The sequence below is a fragment of the Methylobacterium nodulans ORS 2060 genome (genome assembly GCF_000022085.1).
GTDB lineage: Bacteria > Pseudomonadota > Alphaproteobacteria > Rhizobiales > Beijerinckiaceae > Methylobacterium > Methylobacterium nodulans.
This window is the reverse complement of sequence record NC_011894.1, coordinates 7,102,430-7,121,709: the sequence shown is the minus strand read 5'-3', so window position 1 is coordinate 7,121,709 and position 19,280 is coordinate 7,102,430. Positions and strand designations below refer to the sequence as shown.

General features: G+C 68.5%; 22 protein-coding genes. 6 read left to right on the top strand and 16 right to left on the bottom strand.

Translation table 11 applies throughout. From position 1 onward, the window contains the following. Positions 1-27 precede the first annotated feature (27 nt). Together MNOD_RS33270 and MNOD_RS33265 are read left to right on the top strand one after the other, a co-directional pair. Complete coding sequence (locus tag MNOD_RS33270) at positions 28-1,104, top strand: DNA cytosine methyltransferase (protein WP_015933351.1); 1,077 nt, start codon at positions 28-30, stop codon at positions 1,102-1,104. A 1-nt stretch (position 1,105) separates the two neighbouring features. After that, entirely contained in the window at positions 1,106-1,546 is a 441-nt protein-coding gene (locus tag MNOD_RS33265; protein ID WP_015933350.1) for a very short patch repair endonuclease, read from the top strand. A gap of 94 nt (positions 1,547-1,640) precedes the next feature. On the opposite strand, the gene MNOD_RS33260 is transcribed toward MNOD_RS33265, so the two are convergent. After that, positions 1,641-2,969, bottom strand: a complete 1,329-nt coding sequence (locus tag MNOD_RS33260) for a Y-family DNA polymerase (protein ID WP_015933349.1) — start codon at positions 2,967-2,969, stop codon at positions 1,641-1,643. Further along, positions 2,966-3,421, bottom strand: a complete 456-nt coding sequence (locus MNOD_RS33255; RefSeq protein WP_015933348.1) for a LexA family protein — start codon at positions 3,419-3,421, stop codon at positions 2,966-2,968. Before MNOD_RS33255 ends, MNOD_RS33260 begins: the two co-directional genes overlap by 4 nt. A gap of 109 nt (positions 3,422-3,530) precedes the next feature. Between MNOD_RS33255 and MNOD_RS33250 the strand changes: the two genes are divergently transcribed. Together MNOD_RS33250 and MNOD_RS48445 are read left to right on the top strand one after the other, a co-directional pair. Then, entirely contained in the window at positions 3,531-3,785 is a 255-nt protein-coding gene (locus MNOD_RS33250; protein ID WP_015933347.1) for a hypothetical protein, read from the top strand. A 79-nt stretch (positions 3,786-3,864) separates the two neighbouring features. After that, positions 3,865-4,077, top strand: a complete 213-nt coding sequence (locus MNOD_RS48445) for a helix-turn-helix domain-containing protein (RefSeq protein WP_198157567.1) — start codon at positions 3,865-3,867, stop codon at positions 4,075-4,077. A 50-nt stretch (positions 4,078-4,127) separates the two neighbouring features. On the opposite strand, the gene MNOD_RS33240 is transcribed toward MNOD_RS48445, so the two are convergent. The 4 genes from MNOD_RS33240 to MNOD_RS33230 all read right to left on the bottom strand — a co-directional run bounded on the left by MNOD_RS33240 (position 4,128) and on the right by MNOD_RS33230 (position 8,412). Then, positions 4,128-4,406, bottom strand: a complete 279-nt coding sequence (locus tag MNOD_RS33240; protein WP_157091620.1) for a hypothetical protein — start codon at positions 4,404-4,406, stop codon at positions 4,128-4,130. Between the two features lie 672 nt (positions 4,407-5,078). Further along, a complete protein-coding gene (locus MNOD_RS47370; protein ID WP_244424610.1) occupies positions 5,079-5,234 on the bottom strand; it encodes an FAD-binding protein in 156 nt (51 codons plus the stop codon). 30 nt (positions 5,235-5,264) lie between these two features. Then, positions 5,265-5,918 carry a response regulator transcription factor gene (locus MNOD_RS33235; RefSeq protein ID WP_015933344.1) on the bottom strand — a complete coding sequence of 218 codons (654 nt, stop codon included), beginning with the start codon at positions 5,916-5,918 and terminating at the stop codon, positions 5,265-5,267. Between the two features lie 28 nt (positions 5,919-5,946). Continuing rightward, positions 5,947-8,412: a TonB-dependent receptor gene (locus MNOD_RS33230; RefSeq protein WP_015933343.1), complete on the bottom strand. Its 2,466-nt coding sequence runs from the start codon at positions 8,410-8,412 to the stop codon at positions 5,947-5,949. A 373-nt stretch (positions 8,413-8,785) separates the two neighbouring features. Between MNOD_RS33230 and MNOD_RS33225 the strand changes: the two genes are divergently transcribed. Continuing rightward, entirely contained in the window at positions 8,786-9,493 is a 708-nt protein-coding gene (locus MNOD_RS33225) for a Stf0 family sulfotransferase (protein WP_015933342.1), read from the top strand. 6 nt (positions 9,494-9,499) lie between these two features. On the opposite strand, the gene MNOD_RS42030 is transcribed toward MNOD_RS33225, so the two are convergent. The 5 genes from MNOD_RS42030 to MNOD_RS33195 form a co-directional block, all read right to left on the bottom strand. Then, positions 9,500-11,683, bottom strand: a complete 2,184-nt coding sequence (locus tag MNOD_RS42030; RefSeq protein ID WP_015933341.1) for a glycosyltransferase family 2 protein — start codon at positions 11,681-11,683, stop codon at positions 9,500-9,502. Beyond that, positions 11,680-12,336, bottom strand: a complete 657-nt coding sequence (locus tag MNOD_RS33210) for a DapH/DapD/GlmU-related protein (protein WP_015933340.1) — start codon at positions 12,334-12,336, stop codon at positions 11,680-11,682. The genes MNOD_RS42030 and MNOD_RS33210 overlap by 4 nt, the downstream gene beginning before the upstream one ends. Continuing rightward, positions 12,324-13,421 (bottom strand): DegT/DnrJ/EryC1/StrS family aminotransferase, encoded by a 1,098-nt coding sequence (locus MNOD_RS33205; RefSeq protein ID WP_015933339.1) that lies wholly within the window; start codon positions 13,419-13,421, stop codon positions 12,324-12,326. The genes MNOD_RS33210 and MNOD_RS33205 overlap by 13 nt, the downstream gene beginning before the upstream one ends. Further along, positions 13,418-13,813, bottom strand: coding sequence for a sugar 3,4-ketoisomerase (locus MNOD_RS33200; RefSeq protein ID WP_043749895.1), 396 nt, complete (start codon positions 13,811-13,813; stop codon positions 13,418-13,420). Before MNOD_RS33200 ends, MNOD_RS33205 begins: the two co-directional genes overlap by 4 nt. Positions 13,814-13,999: 186 nt before the next feature. Next, entirely contained in the window at positions 14,000-15,679 is a 1,680-nt protein-coding gene (locus tag MNOD_RS33195; RefSeq protein WP_015933337.1) for an IS1182-like element ISMno33 family transposase, read from the bottom strand. Between the two features lie 515 nt (positions 15,680-16,194). Here MNOD_RS33195 and MNOD_RS33190 point away from each other — a divergent pair. Further along, a complete protein-coding gene (locus tag MNOD_RS33190) occupies positions 16,195-16,425 on the top strand; it encodes a hypothetical protein (protein ID WP_015933336.1) in 231 nt (76 codons plus the stop codon). Here MNOD_RS33190 and MNOD_RS33185 read toward each other — a convergent pair. The 5 genes from MNOD_RS33185 to MNOD_RS33165 form a co-directional block, all read right to left on the bottom strand. After that, the gene (locus MNOD_RS33185; RefSeq protein ID WP_015933335.1) at positions 16,422-16,997 is read right to left on the bottom strand and encodes a hypothetical protein; all 576 of its coding nucleotides are present in this window, start codon (positions 16,995-16,997) and stop codon (positions 16,422-16,424) included. The two genes, MNOD_RS33190 and MNOD_RS33185, sit on opposite strands and share 4 nt — an antisense overlap. Beyond that, a complete protein-coding gene (locus MNOD_RS33180; RefSeq protein WP_157091619.1) occupies positions 16,984-17,235 on the bottom strand; it encodes a hypothetical protein in 252 nt (83 codons plus the stop codon). The genes MNOD_RS33185 and MNOD_RS33180 overlap by 14 nt, the downstream gene beginning before the upstream one ends. A 47-nt stretch (positions 17,236-17,282) precedes the next feature. Next, positions 17,283-17,654: a hypothetical protein gene (locus MNOD_RS33175; RefSeq protein ID WP_015933333.1), complete on the bottom strand. Its 372-nt coding sequence runs from the start codon at positions 17,652-17,654 to the stop codon at positions 17,283-17,285. 130 nt (positions 17,655-17,784) lie between these two features. Beyond that, positions 17,785-18,348, bottom strand: a complete 564-nt coding sequence (locus MNOD_RS33170; RefSeq protein WP_015933332.1) for a hypothetical protein — start codon at positions 18,346-18,348, stop codon at positions 17,785-17,787. Positions 18,349-18,451: 103 nt separating this feature from the next. Next, entirely contained in the window at positions 18,452-19,246 is a 795-nt protein-coding gene (locus MNOD_RS33165; protein ID WP_015933331.1) for a glycoside hydrolase family 19 protein, read from the bottom strand. Between the last annotated feature and the right edge of the window lie 34 nt (positions 19,247-19,280).

Below are 19,280 nucleotides of genomic sequence, written 5' to 3'. Positions count from 1 at the left end.
GCAAGTTTCGTAGCTACGGACGTTGCGGTGCTGATTGATCTTTTTTGCGGATGCGGCGGGCTGAGCCTTGGGGCGCGGTCGGCCGGTTTGAAAGTCACGCTGTCTGTCGACAACGATCCTATATTGACTTCAAGCTACACCTTCAATCATCCTCAGTCACGACTCATCCTTGCGGATGTTGCTGATCTGTCTGGCCGCTATCTACGAAGGGCGGCTGGCGGGTATATTGATGGAATAGTTGGCGGGCCGCCCTGCCAGGGCTTTAGCGAGATTGGTGTGGCGAGCCCAGACGATCCCCGGCGGTTGCTGCTCTGGCATTTCTTCAGGTTGGTCGCCGAGGTACGTCCAAAGTTCTTCCTTATGGAAAATGTAAGGGGCCTTGCGTTTGAGAAAAATAGGCCCGAATTAGATGCTGCACTTCAACTCGTGGCAGGAAGGTATACGATTCTCGGACCGTTGAAGCTGGATGCTGCTTCGTTTGGGGCTGCTACGTCGCGGCCCCGAGTGTTTGTGATCGGCTTCGACCGCAGCTGTGTTGACTCCTTCACCGCCGATGACCTGCAAGAGTGGCGTCGACCTGCAGCAACCGTCCAGGAGGCAATAGCCGACTTACAAGGCGCAACGGAAGAGGGGGTCGACAGTGACGGTCTGGACTGGTGGCGCTACGGATCGGACGTCGCTCCCTCGTTGTATGCACGCCGACTGAGAGGCACGAGGCGCCTTTTCTCGGGCCATCGACGGATCCCACACGCTCCGGCGATAGCGGCGCGTTTCGCCGCCGTGCCACAGGGCGGTCGCGATGCCGTCGGCCGACACGCTCGCCTTGACTGGAACAAGCAGTGTCCTACGATTCGGGCAGGAACCGGACCGGATCGCGGATCGTTTCAAGCCGTTAGGCCGCTCCATCCCGCTGAGCCGCGTGTGATCACGGTACGGGAGGCGGCCCGCTTGCAGGGCTTCCCTGACCGTTTCGTGTTTCACCCGACCGCCTGGCACAGCTTCAGGATGATAGGCAATAGCGTGTCTCCGATCATTGCGGAGCGGATCTTCAAGGCGATCCGCTCGAAGATGTTCGACGTGCCGTCGTTGGCAGCGGCCGAGTAGCGTGGTGGATCGCCTCACGCCAGAGGCGCGATCACGCCTCATGGCGGCGGTAAAGGGAAAGAACACCACGCCGGAGCTCAAGGTGCGGAAGCTCGCTCATAGCCTTGGATTCCGCTTCAGACTCCATCGCCGCGACCTGCCGGGAATGCCCGATCTCGTTTTTCCTACAAGGCGTAAGGTCGTCTTCGTGCATGGCTGCTTCTGGCACCGCCATCCCGGGTGCAGGAAGGCTTCGACACCCAGCTCGCACGGCGACTTCTGGCAAGCCAAGTTTTCGCGCAACGTGGACCGCGACGCCCGCAACGAGCGCCAGCTGCGCGACGCCGGTTGGGACGTGCTTGTGATCTGGGAGTGCGAGACGCGGGACGCCGCCGCGGTCGCCGAGCGGCTCACCGCCTTCCTCGGACCACCCGGCCGAGCCAAGCCAGCTGCGCCGGATTGATGGCATGCCCGAAGCGTTGCTGTCTACGGGGCTGTAGAGCGGATCGTGTTCTACGGCGTCGTTCAGTGATGGGCCGCCGCAATCCCCGCCGCACCTACGACGAGGAGGGGCGGATCTCGGGTCCGGCAGTTGCCATCGCTGTCACGACCGGCACCTCGGCGAGCCGCGTCGTGTAGCGCGGCGTGCGCATCTCGAACTTGGTCGCCCAGGTCCGCTTCGCCTCCAGCCCCGCCCGCGCCGGCACCACGGTGCCGCGCCCGAAGCGCCGGTTGCAGGCATCCATCGCCGCCATCAGCGCGCCGCCGCGCTCCCGGTCCAGCGCCCCGAAGAGGGCCCGCGGGCTCTCCGTCAGCGGCACGAGGTCGGTCGTGATCACGCCGGCCTTGCTGTAGCGCCAGGGCTCCGGCCCCTGCTCGCGCCAAGTCTTCGCCACTCCGAGCCGGGCGGCCTTGATCAGGACGAGGGAATCGGAGGTTGCCTCGGGCAGATGCACCACCGTCGAGACCGAGCGCTTCGGATCGCCGCGGTCGTGCTCGCTGGTGTGGTAGAAGACGGTGATCTGGGTGGTAGCGAGCCCATCCCGGCGCAGCTTCTCGGCGAGGCGCGTGGCATGGGCGCTCACCGCCTGCTCCAGATCGGCCTGCTCGGTAACCCGGCTCGCGAAGCTCCGGGTGACGGCGCAGCCCTTGCGGCGGGCCGGCACGATCTCCAGCGGCAGGCACGCGCGGCCGCGCAGCTCGTGGATGATGCGCTCGCCGACCACCGTGAGCGCCTGGCGGGCCGGGCGCGGGTCGAGGTCGCGCAGATCTGCCACGGTGTCGACGCCCAGCGCCTCGAGCTTGGCGAGCGAGGCGCGGCCGATGCCCCAAACCTCGCCGACCGGGATGCCGACCAGCCACATCGCTCGCTCATTCTCGTCGCTCAGATCGCAGACGCCGCCTAACTCGGGCACGCGCTTGGCGATGTGGTTGGCGAGCTTGGCCAGCGTCTTGGTCGGGCCGATGCCCACGCAGGTCGGGATGCCCGTCCAGCGGCGCACGGTGGAGCGCAGATCGCGCGCGAGTTCCAGCCTCTCCCGCTCGCGCACCTCCGAGAGGTCCAGGAAGCTCTCGTCGATGGAGTAGATCTCGACGTCCTTGGCGAATTGCCGGTAGACCGCGTTCGCCCGCGCGCTCATGTCCCCATAGAGGGTGTAATTCGAGGAGAAGACGCGCACCTTCTCGCGCCGGCAGAGCTCGCGGATCATGAAGTAAGGCGCGCCCATTTTGATCCCGAGCGCTTTGGCTTCCGGTGTCCTCGCGACCGCGCAGCCGTCGTTGTTCGAGAGCACGATCACCGGCACACCCACGAGCTTGGGATCGAAGACGCGCTCGCAGCTGCAATAGAAGCTGTTGCCGTCGATCAGGGCGAGGGCGCGGCTCATCGCACGGCGCTCGGCCGGACGTGGTGCCAGCGCACCGAGAACAGCAGGACGCCCCAGATCTGGCACTCCTCCAGGTCCTCCAGGCCGAAGGCGGGCATCTCCGGGTTGTCGAAGGTGAGCGCGAGGCGGTTGCCGTCGAGCACCAAGCGCTTGAGGCTCATCTCGCCGTGCACAACCGCAACGACGACGGCGCCCGGGCCGGGGTGGAGGGAGCGGTCGACGACGGCGAGGTCCTGATCATGGATGCCCGCGCCCTTCATGCACCAGCCGCGGACGCGCCAGATGAAGGTCGCGGCCGGGTTGGGGGCGAGCCAGCGGGGGAGTTCGAGGGCGCCCTCGATGAAGTCCTCGGCCGGGGACGGGAAGCCGGCGCAGAGGGTGGTGCGCATGAAGGGGATGCGCACCAGCCCACTCCAGTCTGCTGCCTGCTCGCCGACCCGGTAGAGACTCACGCCGCCCTCCGCACTAGAACAGAAAGAGAACAAACAGGTGCACAGTTCCCGGTCAAGGCGGTCGGGGCGTCGCTGTGGAGAGCGGGGAGAACCCGCGACGGAGAGTGGTATGGGTATGCGGACGACGTTCGTGGTTCAGACGTTCGAGATCCACCGCAAGAAGCTGCGGCCCGGTACGCGTGATGTTGCTCCAACCGAGAGCGGGGCGCTGAAGCGGGCGGAGGCGATCGCGAAGCGGATGCCCGGGACGGCGGCGCTCAAGATCGTGGCCGACGATGAGACGGGCGAGCTGGAGAGCGTCGCGATCGTCGGCCAGTTCGGTGAGGTGCCGGAGGACTTCGCCGAGCAGCTCGCCGGCGGCTGATGCGACACCGGCACCCGATTCCCCTGACTTGATCGGGAGTGAGGACCGAGCGCGGACTATGACGGATCGTGAGTTTCGCATGGCGCTTGCCGAGCTCGGGCTCACGCAGAGCGCCGCCGCAAGGCTTCTCAGGGTTGAGGCCGGCACGGTTGGCCGCTGGGCGCGCGGCGAGACCAGGGTGCCCGGGACAGCGGAGGCCTTCCTGCGGCTGTTGGTCACCGCCGGCATCACGGGGGAGGCGGCCATTCGACTGGCCAGCGGTGTCACGGAGGATCCGGGGGACCGGGATTGAAACGAAAGTGCCCCGCGCGGCGGGCGCCGGCAGGGCCCTGAGCCGTGGTTTCAGCGCGGTTTGCGCCTGCGGGCGACGTACCTGTCGATGGCCTCAAGGATGACCGAGTGCATCGAGCGCTCCTCGGCGATCGCGATCTCCACCAGGGCGTCGTGCCGCGCATCGTTGAGGTAGACGGTCTGTTTCGAGGCGACCTGACGCGCGACTCGGGGGCGGCCGGGCTTGCGCTTCCGGGCGTTCGACGGCGGGGCCAGGGGAGGGGTGATGAGGAGCAGCTCATCACCTGCGGCGGCCGCGGGTGCGCGCGGGATCGCCGGCTCGTCGCTCATATCCACGAGGCGCGCCGCGCGGATTACCGCGCCGGGGGAGGTTCGCAGCAAATCATTAACCATCCAGCACCGGACCCTCATCATCCCGGCGCGCCGCCATCAAGGAGCCGTCAATCTCACGGGAGATGACAGGGCGCGGCGCGGCCTTTGCCCCGCCACGTATTCCGCGGTAGTGCGAGTCCCGTGAGCCGCTTACTCCTCGTGGCGGGTCGCCCGCGCAAGCGGGGCCCGGGTGCTGGAACCACCCGGGCCGAACCTTCTCAGGCCCTGGCCGGCAGCGTAGCGTCGGAACGAAAAAGCCCGCCGCCGCGGAGCCGGGCGGCCTTGCTGACTCTGGACGTGGGACGCATCAGGGTCGAGACTCAACCACCTTGTCTATGGAAGGGCTGCAATGGGTGGACAGCAGCTCTCTACGCCTTTCGCCCGCAATGACCGGGGCTGACCCGTTTCAGACGTTCGCGGCGGGTGTCGCGAACGTCCGGTTGCGAGTGTTCTCAGGATATTTGATTTCTTGACAGGGTTTCCGGACACAGACGGTTGAGGGGCTGGAGCACCGGGCAGGACCCAATCCGCGTGGAAGGTTTCCCGTCGTTTTTTTGATAATACCTGCCACAAACCGGCTTTCGGTCTGCGCGTAGGGAATGACCGCTTGTGCTGCGCGAGCGGATCTCTTTAAGGCTCGTGGGGTCTGCTCCGCTGTGCCGCGCAGGTGGCGATGCGTGATGCCATTACGAGGGCGGGCCCAAGCGTCGTGCCTGGACCCGAATAGGTGCCCGCAAAGATCGAGACGGCATCAGCCCCGCACGCGAACAGACCCTCAATCGGCATCGTGTCCGCTCGGAGCATGGGCACCGCGGCTCAGGACTCCTCTGCGGCCAGTCTGGCGCGGATGGCATCCTGGTGCTGAACGGCGAAACGGACGAGGCCAGCCTTGTCGCTGAAATGGACCTGCTGGCCGATCGTGGCTGCCTCGTTGCTGATGGTCTTGGTGCTCAGCAGCAGGATCTCTGCAATCCGCCGGTAAGCGTGGCCCTCCGCCAACAGCTGAAGGATGCGCAGCTGACGGATGGTCAATTGATCAAGCGGACTTGCCGGAGGCGGCGGTGGCGCCACCAAGGCAAAGGCCAAATCAGCGTTGAGATAGCCCTTACCGGCCAGGACATGGCGATAGGCTTGCTCGAACTCCGTCAGACCCGCAGCCTTGCAGACGTAGCCCAGGGCACCCGCCTGCAAGGCCAGACGGGCAACGCGAGGCTCCTCGTACATGCTGAACACCAGCACACGCAGCTTGGGATCGCGGCTGCGCAGGCGCCGGATCAGCGTCAGCCCACCCAGCGGCGCCCCGGGAAAGGCCAGATCCACGACGACGAGGCTTGGCGAGTGCTGGAGGGCGAGGCGTTCGCCCTCGGCTGGACTGGTCGCCGTGTGCACGATGATGCCCGTGGGCGCGAGGAGCCCACGGATCGTATCGAGGACGATCGGCTGATCGTCGATGATCAGCACGCCGGCCACGGACCGGCTCGTCCTCCTCAGGCGCAGCTCACCAGGTCACGCGCATGCCGCCATAGACCGAGAGCGGCTGTATCAGGGTGGTGGTGCGCGGGTCGTTCAGCGCGTAGCGGTTGGCGAAATTGGGATCGGTCTCCAGGAAGGTGCCGAAGTTCGGCACTCGGGTGTTGAACAGGTTGGTCACCAGCCCGAACACCTCCACGTTCTTCGTCAGCTGGAAGCTCGTGGTGAGGTTCGCCACCGCGTAGGCCGGCAGCTTCCGGTTCAGGTTCGACTCGTCACCCCGGAAATACGAGGAGGAGAACGCCGCCACGTTCATCCCGAAGCGCCAGAACGGCGTGATCGCGTAATCGAACCCCGCCTTGAACTGATGTTCGGGCACCAGCGGCAGCTTGTTGCCCGGCCGCACCGTGATCAGCCCGTCATCGGCCAGCGGGTTGTTGGGCGAGGACAGGTCGCCGCGGAACTGGAAGGTGGCATCGATCAGCGCGTAGTTGGCGTAAAGCCGCAGACGCTCGCCCACATACTCCGCCGCCACCTCGATGCCTTGCCGCTGCGTCGCCGGCACGTTCACGAAATAGCCCCGCGCCGCATTGCCCGGCACCGCGATCTGCAGGATGTCGTTGGTCAGGTCCGTGCGGAAGAAGCCGAGCTTGTAGGTGAGCAGGCCCCCCTCGGCGACGTCCGGCACCGTGCCGCGGATCCCCGCCTCGTAGGTGTGTGCCTCCACCTGCTGGAGCGGCGGGTCGGCCACCAGCGAGTTCGGCAGCAGGCAGGGCCGGTTCGGGTTGGCGCAGGCCAGTTCGAGCGGCGTCGGCGCCCGGTTCGATTCCGAGTAGCCGCCATACAGCGTCAGCCAGGGGAAGAACCGGTAGGTCAGGCCCGCCACCGGGTTGAGGCGGGTGAAGAAGTGCGTGCCGGTGACATCCGGCGAGAACCCGGTCAGGTCCTGGGTGGAGATGCGCGCGAAGTTCAGCCGCGCCCCGGCGGTGAGCGAGAGCTGATCGGTGACGTCGAAGGTGTCGAGGGCGTAGAGGCCCATGTAGAGGTTCGAGCCGGTCACCTGGCTCGGCGCGACGCCGAGCGCCGCGGCGGTGCGGATCGGCCCGGTGCCGAGCCCGGGGATCAGGCCGTAGGTCGGGTTGTTCGGGTCGGTGGTGACGCTCAGGTCCGGGTTGATCACCCCGAGCGTGCTCGCCGACTTGAAGGTGTAGGAGGCCGCATCGATGCTGCCGCCGAGGATGAAGGTGTTGGCGTGATCGAGCACCCGGTCGCGGTTCGTCGCCTGCAGCGTGCCGCCGTAGCCGGTCGCCTCGGTGCGGACCGTATCGTGGGTGCCGTACGGGATGCCTGCCCGGAAGGGGATCGGCTGGCCGTTCGGCCCCAGGATCAGGAACTGGTTGCGGAACTGCGCCTGGGTCTGGCCGGGGGCGGGCGAGAACCCGTCGTCCTCGAAACAGAGAAAGCCGCGGAAGCTCGAGCGCGTGCTGCAATTCTCGAAGTTGCCGTCGTTGCCGTCGACCACGAACTGGCTGAAGCGGCGCACATAGGCGTTGCCCGCGAGGTCCCAGGTCGGGGAGAGGTTCACCTTGCCGGTGACCTGGATCTGGCCCATCTCGGTGTCGATGGTCTGTGGCCAAGTGAAGATCGCCCGCTCGTTGAGGTGGGTGAAGTCGACGGGTGCGGCAGCGGTGGCCCCGAAGAAGGTCTTGGCGCCTGAGGCGATGAGGTGGAACTCGGAATCGGGCGTGCGATGGCCGATATCGGCATAGACGCGGCCGATCTCGGCGGGCGACCTGAAGCGCCAGCCATCGTCCTTGAGGCCCTCGCCCGCGAAGTAGAAGCTCCAGGGCCCGACCACCTCGCCGTATTGCAGGGTGCCGAGGATGCGGCCGTCCGAGCCGCCCATCACCGAGACTTCCTGGCCCTGCCAGGTGAAGCCGTTCTTCATCTCGATGTTGACCGCGCCGCCGAGCGCGTTGAGGCCGAAGATCGGGTTGCCGGTGACGAGGTCGATGCGGTTGATGGCGACCTGGGGGATCAGATCCCAGTTCACGACGTCGCCGAAGGCCTCGTTGATGCGGGTGCCGTTCTGGTAGACGGCCAGCCCCTGGGGGGCGCCCTGAAGCGGGGAGGCGTCGAAGCCGCGATAGGTGAGGGTCTGGCGGAAGCTGTTGCCCTGGCCGTCCGAGAGGCTGACGCCCGGGGTGGTGCGGGCCAGCGTGAAGGTGGGGTCGAGGGTGGCGCGGTCCTGCTCGAACTGGCGCGCGGTGACGGTCTCGGCCGTGAACGGCACCTTGGAGAGCGGCAGCGCGCCGCCGGCAGCTGCGTCGGCGCGGGCCGCACCGCCGGCTCCGCCGACCGGGGTCACCGGCACGACATCGATCTGCTCGAGAGCGATCGTGTCACCCTGCGCGGCAGCAGATCCGACGAGGCTGAGCGTGGCGCAGGGCACGAGAACCGTCGTGACCAGAAGACTGCGGCGCAGCGCCACCATTGCTTACTCCCCCAAACGCATAGAAAATTCTTAGACCTGACAAGGCCTAGCTTGCTGCTGAGGGGATACGAAAGCCGCGGTTTGGCCGCAATCCGCCGGTTGGACTGCCGTCACGCTTCACGTTGGCTTCCTCTCAGGCGGCAGGTTTGTGTAGCAAAATCAACACAGGCCTCCGGGAGCACTGCGCAAGGACCGCAGGATTATTTGGAAGCGGGTATTGCCAGGTGTTCCCATGTGCCCGTCAGGAGGATGCTGCATCGCACTGGGTCGAGGCTCAGCCCCCAAGCCTCTCCGGGCCGGCATGTGAACCGATTCTGGCGCAGGTCCTTCATTTGGCCGAGCGAGGGATCCGTTAACGGGAGGACTGTCTCACATGAAAGGCTACGCCGTCTGCGGAGCACCGCGCTCGGGCAGCAACTACTTCTGCGACGTGCTGACCAGCACCGGTCAGCTCGGCCGGCCGCGCGAGTACTTCAACGGTGACGCCCGGCGGCGCTACGACGATCCGTCCTACCCGGACGATCCCGCGCTCCAGATCAAGCACATTCTCACCACGGGAGCGACCCCGAACGGGGTCTACGCGCTCAAGCTCTTCCCCGGCTTGTTCGACCGGGTCTCGCCGCATCTGAAGCTCACGCAAGCCCTGCCCAATCTCACCTTCGTGCGTCTGCGGCGTCTCGACGTGCTGGGGCAGGCGCTCTCCTGGGTGCGCTCGATCCAGACCGGGCAGTTCCGCTCGACGGAGACCGCCAACGCCGAGCCGCAGTTCGACGGGCCGCTGATCGCGACCTACCTGGGCCAGGTCTGCCAACGCAACGCGCGCTGGGACATGTACTTCGCGCGCACCGGCTTGCGGCCGGTGGAGGTGACTTACGAGGATCTGGCGGAGAACCCACAGGAGGCCGTCGATCAGGTAGCCGGGCGCCTGGGCGTCCACCCCTCCCCGCGAATCGATCCGAGCCAAGTCCTCTTGCGCCGCCAGAGCGACGCCGTCTCGGCCGAGTGGCGGGCGCGCTTCATCTGGGAGTTCGGGGATCGGGATGTCATGGATGGCGCCGACCTGCTGAGCCGGACGCTCTAGAGCGGTCTAGCTCCGCTTTGGCGCCGCGAGGCGGCGCAGCCGTCCCAGCCAGCGCAGGAACGCGGTCGAGCGCCAGGACAGGGAAGCCCGCATCCGCTCCCGCGAGGCCAGCGTCGCCTTAAGGTGGAAATCGAGTTCCTGCACGGTCGATTCCAGCGCCTCTCGGCGGGCGTCGAGGTCCGCGACGGCCCGCTCGCGCTGGGCAAGAACCCCGCGCATCGCTGCCATCTGCTGCGCGTGCAGAGCTTGGGTTCGGGATATCTCGTCGGCGAGCTGGTCGCGGGCGGCGGCTGCAGCGTCCCGGGCTGCGGCGAAGTCGTCGCGCTCCCGTCCGAGCGCGTCCTGCTCCCGGGTGAGCTCGGCGATGCGCGCGTCGCGGAGCTCGATCTCGCGGACGTTGAGCGCATCGACGCTACCGCCCCACTCGCGCAGCCGGATCATGTGCTCCGGCTCGCTCGCAGCCTCATAGAGCGTGTCGAGGGCGAAGTACCGGTAATCGACCCGTGGCACCCGACGGGCGAGTTCAGCGATCCGCAGCCAAACGGGCTCGCCCGACAGGACGTAGGCTTCCGTGTCGAACACCTCCGCGAACAGTTCCTCGCTGAAGGCCGCGAAGTGGCGCAGCACCTTGCTGCTCTCGTAGATCCAGCGCAGCCGCGTCTCCGGACTCGGTGCGCTCGTGTTGGCGTTGTTGGCGCGGATCCGGAACGCGGTGAGACGGTCCGGCAGCACGTGGATGCGGTGGCCAGCCACCAGCATCCGGATCCACATGTCGAAGTCCTGCAGGTTCGTCAGCCGCGGGTCGTAGGGTCCTGCCGCTGCGTAGGCCTCCCGCCGAATCATGGCGGTCGGCGCGCACAGGATATTGCCCTGGAAGAAGAAGAACCGCAGCCACGTGCGCCGCGAGGAATCCGTGAACCGCAGCGGCGCAGCGAAATCATTAAGGGCTTCCGTAGGCAGACCCTCCTCATCCACCGGTCGCGGTGTGCCGAAGACGAGAGAGATCTCCGGGTTCGCGTCGAGGAAGGCGACCTGCCGGCGCAACCGGCCCGGCAGTGCCCAGTCATCCGAGTTGAGGATCGCCAGATAGCGCCCGCGCGCCCGCGCGATCGTGGCGTTCATCGCCGCCGAGATGCCCCGGTTCTGCGACCAACACTCGAGGCGGATGCGTGGATCGGTGAAGCCGCGCAGGATTTCGGCCGTCCCGTCGGTCGAGCCGTCGTCGGTGACGACGATCTCGAAATCCTGGAAGGACTGCGCCAGCACGCTCTCGATCGTCTGCCGGACATAGGGAGCGTGGTTGTAGGCCTTCACTAGCACCGAGACGGCCGGGGCCACGGCGGGCAAGGCCACCGCGAGCGGGGGGAGCGGTGCAGGATCGGCCCGCGGGAGCCCGCGCTCCTCCCACCAGAGCGGCCGGATGCAGGCGGTGTCCGGCACCACGCGCCCGAGGTCGACCGACTCGCGCTCCATCTTGTCCCAGAAGGCGCGCAGCCGCTCCCGGCCCCAGAGGTAGTGCTGGCCAAGGCCTTGGGCGACGTCGGCGCGCCCGAGCCGCGCGGCCTGGGCTGCCTCGCGGGTGGCGTTCCGCTCAAAGCCGAGATGCTTGTAGTGCCAGAGCACCACCACGTCGCGGGCGGGCAGCAGGAGGTCGCCCTGCGGCTCGGCGGCATGACGCCCCGGGCCGAACCCGGTCTCGCGCAACGCCTCGGGCTTGAACAGGCTGAGCTTGTTGAAGGCCGCGCGGGGCCGCCCGCGCGTGACCCGCTCGGTCAGGAGCCCGGCATCGTCCGGCATCTCCGGATGGGTGAGGTCGAAGCCGAGCGCCGGGACCAGCGTCACGCCGCAATCGGCCTGCTCGGCGAGGTACTCCGCCATCGCCCGGCCGGGCACGTGCAGGTGCTCGTCGATCGCCGTGACCACGATCCAGTCGGCCGTGCCGCGGCTCTCCTTCCAGGCCTCGTTCTGCATCGCCCGATGCGAGAGCACGAAGGACTCCGCGTCGCTGCGCACGAAGTCCCGCAGCTCGACCTTCGGGTGGGCGCGCAGGATCTCGCGCGAGCCGTCCGCCGAGCCGTCGTCGTACACGACGTAGCGGTCGACCCAGGGGTCGTAGTGGCGGAAGAAGAAGCCGAGCATGTCGGCCTCGTCCCAGCACACCGTGTAGAGATGGACGACCGGCCGCCTCATGCGACGGCGATCCCCTTGTAGCCGCCGATGTCGCGCCGGACGATCCGCGCCGGGTTGCCGAGGACGAGGCAGCCCGCCGGCACGTCCCGCGTGACGACCGAACCGGCCCCCACGACGGCGTTCTCGCCCACCGTGACGCAGGGCAGGATCGTGGCCCCCGCCCCGACGAAGGCACCCGTCCCGAGCGTCACGTGGCCTGCGAGGGTCGCGCCCGGCCCGACCGACACGAAGGCGCCACACCGCGCGTGATGGCCGATGCTGGCACCACGGTTGACGAAGGCGAAGGCCCCAAACGTGCTGCCGCTGCCGAGGCTGCAGCCTGCGTTGACGTAGCCGCCCGGGCCGAGGTCGAGGTGCCGGGGCGCCGCCACGCTCGGGTCGATCAGCGCGAATGGGCGGTGCAGGCCCCGCTGCGCGGCCTCCCGCGCGGCGGCCTGCCGGTGGCCCGGGGTGAAGAGCGGGACGAGGAATGGCAGGTCCAGCTCCTCCGGGCCGAGGTCGTCGGGCGCGAGGATGCGCGCGCCCTCCGGCAGGTGGTCCAGCCCCGGATGGTTGCGCACGCCCGCCACGAGCGGGAGCCCCGCCCGGTACAGGCTCTCCTCGACGTCGACCACGAGCGGGGAGCCCACGCCGTAGAGGATCACGCCGGGCACGACAGGCACTCCTGGATTGCGGCGGCGACCCGTTCGACAGCTCCTGCGGCGACCTCCGGCTGGATCGGCAGGCTGAGCAGGGTCGCGGCCAGGGCGTCGGTGACGGGCAGCGAGTTCGGCTGACCCTCCGCGAAGGCCGGGTGCCGGTGCAGGCCCGGCGCATAGTGGATCGCTGTGCCGATCCCGGATCGAGCGAGGCGGCGCATCAGCCCGTCCCGGTCGGCGTGAGTAACGGCGAACTGGTGGTAGACGCAGCCCTCATCCTCGGGCGGCAGGCCAAGGCTGGTCCCGGCGAGGAGGGCCCGATAGCGAGCCGCGATGGCGCGGCGCTCGGCGTTGCCCGCGTCGAGGTGCGGCAGCAGGGCGAGCAGGATCGCGGCCTGGATCTCGTCGAGACGCGCGTTGAAGCCGAGCCGTCGGCTGACGCGCTCAGGTCCTTCGAAGCCGTAGTTGCGCAGGCTGCGCAGGCGCGCGGCGAGGGCCGGATCGCGGGTGACGACCGCGCCGCCATCGCCGATGCCGCCGAGGTTCTTGGTGGGATAGAAGGAATACGCCGCCGCGTGCCCGAAGCTGCCCAGCGGCCGCCCGTCGAGCGTGGCACCATGGCTCTGAGCGCAATCCTCCACCACCGCGAGCCCGTGCCGGGCGGCGAGCGCCGTCAGGGCCGGCATGTCGGCGGGAAAACCGAAGAGGTGGACCGGCAGGATCGCCGCCGTGCGCTGTCCGATCGCCGCTGCTACCGCGGCCGGGTCGAGGCAGCGGGTATGCGGGTCGACCTCGGCGAAGCGCGGGCTCGCCCCGCAGTGCAGGACGGCCTGAGCGGTTCCCGCGAAGGTGAGGGCCGGCACCACTACCTCATCGCCTGGGCCGATCCCGAGCGCGCGGAGCGCAAGCGCCAGAGCATCCGTGCCTGAGGCCACCCCGACGCAGTGCTCTACCCCCGCGTGATTGGCGAAGGCGTGCTCGAAGGCCGCGACAGCCGCGCCCAGGATGAAGGAGGGGCCGGACAGGACCTCGGCGATGGCGGCGTCGATCTCGCGCCGGAAACGCGCCACTCGCAGCGGCGGTGCCGCCTGGGGGATCATGCCGGACACGCTGCCCGCATCAGGTCAGGCCGTGCTTCGTCATAGTGCTGCGTGTCCTTGTAGCGCTCGGAGGCGCAGACGAGGAGGATGGTGCTGGGCACGAAACCGCACAGGCGGATGAGGATGCCACCCTGGATCCATAGTGCCTCATCGTGGCCGGCGAGCCGGACCGTGGCACGCTCGCTACCGTTGTCGACCTCGACTGTCACCGCGCCGCTCAGGACCGTGATGAGTTCGTCACAGGAATTGGCATGGCCGCCGCGGGCGGGCCCAGGCGCATCGACCTTTACGACGAACACGCGCTTGGGCACGAAGGGGACGTTCTCGAACTCCTCGAAGGCCACGAGTTCGCCGCGAGCATCGGCGTGGACCCGCTGCGGGAGGAGGCTCACGCCTCTGATGATGTCGAACTGTCGCAATACCGCCCCCCAACGGCACCTTTACTAGGCTTTCTAAGGGCGTGCCTACAACTCTACAAGTGGCCAGCACGACCTCGTGCAGCTCGGGAAGATTCGGCAATGACAATTGCGCAGATGACCTGATCTGGTTCCGTATGCCGCCCGACACTGTTGGCGAAGTCATCGCTCTGCGGCGAGGGCAGCGAAGCGTGAGGTGCGTGTCGGGGCGAGCGGACGCTGGGCGAACCAGGCGGCGAGCCGGTCGAGGTTGAGGGCCGCGGCGATGGCGATGCTCTGCAAGCCGGTCTTGGCCAAGCCGCGATAGCGTGCCCGGCGTAGGCCGAAGGCGCGCACGCCCTGCGCGATCGTGCCTTCGATCCCGCGCCGCTGGGCGTAGAGGCGCCCCACCTCACCGGCCTGCCGAGCCCGGGCTGCTGCCAGCGCCTCGTGTTCTGCGCGCAGGTGCAGCGTCAGCTGCCGCCCCTGCCGACGACCCGACGTGCAGCGCGCTCGGGACGGGCATGGGGCACAATCGGCGGCGGCGAAGCAGATGCGGATGCGACGTCCGCGCGCCTCGTCGTAGGAGCGCCGGGTGAACTCGCGCCAGGACGCATTGCTGCGGCCTTCGGGGCAGCGCACGACGCGGCCATCCCAATCCACCGCGAAGTCCGCGACGCCGAAGCCGTCCGGGCTGCGGTTCTGCCAGGTCGACTGCGGCCGAGGCGGGCCGATCAAGTCGACTTGGTGGCGCTCGTGGGCGGCGGCGAGCTGCTCCGCGCTGACGTAGGCCGCGTCCGCGAGGTGCTCGGACGGGATCAAGCCCTTGGCGGCCAGCGCGTCGTGGATCGCCGCGAGCCGCATCACCTCGTGCACGTTGGCGACCGTGGCGTCGGTGTGCACGATCAGGTGCGGCGCACCGGCGTCGCAGGTCTCGGTGAGGTGGACCATGTAGCCGGTCCAGCCCGTCATCCGCTTGGTGCGGAAGCGGGCCTCGGTGTCGTAGGGTGACTGAACGCGGTCGCCCGGGCCGCGGCTCTGGAGGGCGCACACCCGCACGCCGGAGGTCGGATCCCCCTGCGTGCCCGCCCCGCCCCGCGCAAAGTGGCGCTCCCACACCCGACGCAGTACCGCGACCTCGGGCAAATTCCGCGCCTGCGGGGGCGCCTCGGGGGTATCCAGCGCATCAAGCAGGTGGAAGCCGTCCGCCCCCACCCGGACGACGTAGGCGTCGCGCTTGGGGCCGGGGCCGGGCAGGTCGGCATCCTCGACCCGCCGGTCGTAGCGTTCGTGCCAGTCCGCCGGCGCGAGGGTGCGCAGCCAGGCCGGGGCCGCGATGGCCACGGCGTTGAGTGCCGCGCGCAGCGTCTCGGCCACCAGCTCCAGGCGGTTCATCAGGCGGATGGCAGCCAGCACGTGCGTGCTGTCCGTGCGCTGCCGACCGCGAGCCTTGACCAGCCCACCTGCGCGGGCCACCTCCAGCAAGCTGTCGAGCAAGCGCTCGCTCGCCCCGTGCCGCAGCAGGCGAGCCCGGAACTCGCACAGGACGGAGAAGTCGAAGCCCGCGTCCGTCAAGTCGAGAGCGAGCAGGTATTTCCAGTCGATCCGGCCCCGCACCGCCTCGGCCGCTCGCCGGTCACTCAAACCCTCGCGGAACTGCATGAGCGTGACGAGCGCGAGGCGCCAGGGCGCGTACGCGGGCTGGCCGAGCCTGGGGTAGAGGTCGGCGAAGTCGGCGTCGGCGAACAAGGCGCCGAGCCGGTCACGCAGCAGCATGTACGGGTTGCCTCGCCGGAACGCGGCCTGCGCAACCCGGGCGGTGTCTTCGGGCACGGGTGGCAGCGGCTGCGAAGGGAGCGACATGGACGGCCTCCGGGCAGGGATGCCAGCTCAACGTCCGCCAGACCGACCATGCTCACTTCGCCAACAGTGTCCCGCCCTTATGCGAATGGGATGAGGATCGGCAGGTGCGAGTCGAAGGGTTTCGACAGGTCCGCTGTCGGGTGTCGAGCGGCCATTCCGACGGCACTCACTGAGGGTCTGCAAGTGGCGGATTTTGTTGAAAAAGTCCCTGACACCCTTCACCGCCTCTACATATAGTGACTGGCGCGACACGCAGACCCAATCCTTTGTATGTTGAAATCCGCTAACGAGCGACGAGACGAGTTTTTCAACAAAATCGGCGCAATGCAGTCGTCGGCTCAGCGTCCGCAGAGTCTCAAGATCGGACCGCATGGCAGGTTCCACGCAATAGAATAGCCCGCCGCGGTCAGGCGGGGCGGGCTGGTGATGAGGCGATCCTTGACGGCCCCCCAGAGGGCCCGCACCCTGCGGGTATGGCTGAGGGATGATCCCCGGCCGGATTGAGGGACAGGGCCATGACGCCCGATCGCTTCCGCGAATGCCTGAGCCTCCTGCGCTGGTCTCAGCGCGGGCTGGCCGAGGCCCTGGAGTGCGACGACCGGCTGGTGCGGCGGTGGGCGACCGGCGAGGTGCCGATCCCGTGCGGACTGGCCGCATGGCTGGAGACGCTGGGCCAAGTCCACGCCGCGGCGCCGCCGCCGAAGACCTACCGCAGGAGATCCGCGCGGGCGGCCGGCGAGGGCTAGTCCACCCCGGCGTTCTGGACGTAGCGGGGGAAGTCGTGCGCGGTCTCCAAGTAGGGCCGCAGCCACTCCGCCAGGGGGCGCAGATCCGGGCGGGCCAGGGCGAGGTAGATGACCAGCGCAAAGGCGAGCATCCACAGCGCACCGTGGCGCAACTTGTAGGACCGCGGCACGCTCCCTCCGAAGATGCCGATGGCGATCAACTTAATGATGATGCCGATAATGACGAGCGCGCGCCATGCGCCATAGATGTCATTATTGATGAGCCAGGGCGCCTCACCTGCCAGACGGTAGAATAAGCCCCAAGCGCCGTTCCAGTTGATGCCCAAGCTCGTGACGAAGATGCCGAGCCCGACAAGATCGTCCGGGTGCGGCCATCCCCGCCCGGTGAAACACCGGAGGGCGACGCCGCCGACCGTCACCATCGCCCATGCCGACACGGTGATCTGGGCGATCTGCACCACGTCCGTGAACTGGCTGGCGGGGGTGAAGCGAGACAGGCCGGCGTAGAGGCAGAGGAGGAGGAGCGCCAGCCACACGAGCGGGCGGGTGAAGAACCGGTTATCGCTGCGCACGGGCCAACTCCTCCAGCAGGCCACGCAGCCGATCGTTGACCGGATGGACCTCGCCGGCCCTGACGCGGGCGGCCCGCCGCTTGTCCCGCTCAGCGCTGCGCTCCTGCAGTTGTCGCGTCCTGTCCTCCAGCCGCGCGCGCTCTTCCTCGGCTCTGGATGCGAGGCCCGCGGCGGCTCGGCAGTCGGCCGCGTGGGCGTCATCCAGATCCGCGAGCGCAGCGTGCAGGCGCGTCTGCACCTCGGGCTCGGGCGTCCGGCGAAATAGGGACATGAGTCGCCTCAAGATCACGCAGAGCCCCCACGGGCCAACTCACGCAACCGCTCCAGCACGCGCGCGATGGCTTCCTGGCCCGCCCGTAAGTTGGCGACATCGTGCGCGATCTCGCGTCCTGTTTTTTCCGCATCGCGCGCTTGCGTCTCCAGCGTGTCGCCGACCTGGGCGATGGTGCCGCGCATCGCCTCCAGCGCGGCGGCGTTCGCGGTATGTGCCGACCGGGCATCGGCGAGGGCGTGAATGACGCGCTCCAGCAGGGCGCAATACTGCTCCTCACGCCGCTGCAACCTTCGGTCCTGATAGACGACGACGACCGCAAGCAGCGCTGCGACGCCGACAGGCCCGTACTCTCTGAGCAGGCCGGCAATATCGATGGCCGTCACTGCTGACCCGGCAAGAGATTATTCATGCATCCCGTGCGTCCTGGGGCGGACCCCGCGACGCTCCCCATTCGAGCGTGGTGTGGGTCAGGGCCCGGGGGGCGTCGCAACCGCCGCTCGGGCCCGCGAGGGCTCAGCGCTTGACGACGCTCGGCAGGATGGCGCTGAGCTGCGCGTCCTTCTGCTGGCTGGAGCGCGAGGAGCCGAGCCAGAAGGCGATGGCGGTGCCCAGCGCGAGGTTGGCTGCGCCGTAGGCTTGGCTCAGCAGCTGGTAGACCCGCTCGGGGATCTCGCCCTGGATGAAGTAGAGCGCGCTGGTCAGCAGCGCCCAGGCGGCGAGGATCGCCAGCGTGACGATCGCCGGCATGGAAGCGGTCCAGTGACTGGCCTGCGCCAGCCCGAGCTGCATCTGGCGAGCGTTCGAGAGGTCTTCCAACTCGGCCACCTGGAGCTTTGCGGCGGCCTCGATCTCGGCGAGCTTGATCTGCGCGCCTGAGGGATCGGCCTGCACCGCCTGGCTGATCGCCTGTGGGGTGGCCGGCACGCCCAGCGCCGCGCCGATCGCGGCGGCCGCGCCCTTGCCGAGGGCGCCGCCGATGCCGCCGCCGAGCGGTCCGCCGAGCGTGGTGCCGAGGAGCGCGCCGAGAGAGGGCAGCCCGACCTGCGCGAGCTGCCCGGCCAACTGGAGCCAATCCATGTCAGGGGACCTTGGGAGGTAACCTCCCCTCGCAAGGAGGGGAGTTCGCGCGGCGGGCCCGGCCGGCTCGGGGTGAACTGTCTGGAATTTCCGGAGGGGTCGGTCAGGCGGCCTTGCGGCCGAACAGGCTCTTGAGCGCCGCGAGGAAACCGCCGGTCTGCACCGTGGCGGCCTTCGGCGGCGCCTCCACCACGGGCTTGCCGATCACGACGCTTTCGGGGAGGGGCGGCACGCCGGGCTTCGGCGGGGCGACGGTCGCGAACCGGAGCGGCATCCCGCCGACCGCCAGGGCGGCCTCGAAGTCGTGCGCGATCTCGGCGATCTCATGCGCCCGGTCGGTCCCGTTCACGGTCCGGCGGGCGCCGACATAATCGCACACGCCATCGTGGATGTAGTCTTCGAGCGCCTTGCCGGTGAAGTCGCCCCGGTTCGAGAGGCCGCGCAGCAGCCCCTCCCAGAGGATGCGGGCGGACACCGCGGGGTCGAGAGCGAGGTCGGGGGTCTCGGCGAGCGGCAGGCCGAGCAGGGTCCCCATGGTGATGTAATTGCGCTCGTGGGTCAGCTGCACGTCGCCGCGGCCGTAGAAGGAGAGGCCCTTTTTGTTCGGGAGGGCATAGTTCGACTTGATCTTGCCCTGCGCGAGCAGCTTCGCGACATGCGCCCGGGCCTCGGCATCGGTCTTCGCGAAGCCCTCGCGGACCGGCATCATCCGGCCGCCCGTCTCCCACCGGCTGGTGGCGAGCCCGTAGGCGAGGTGCCGGCGATCGCCGCTCCCGTAGAGGGTGAAGGCGGCCAGGAGGCGGTTGATTCCGTCCACCTGGCTCTGGGACATCGAGCCCGCGAAGACGGGCTGGCGCAGGGCGTCGAAGAACGCCCGCGCGTTCGGGAGCGCGGTCATCAGCAATCTCCGATTGGGGGAAGGGTGCGCTGAA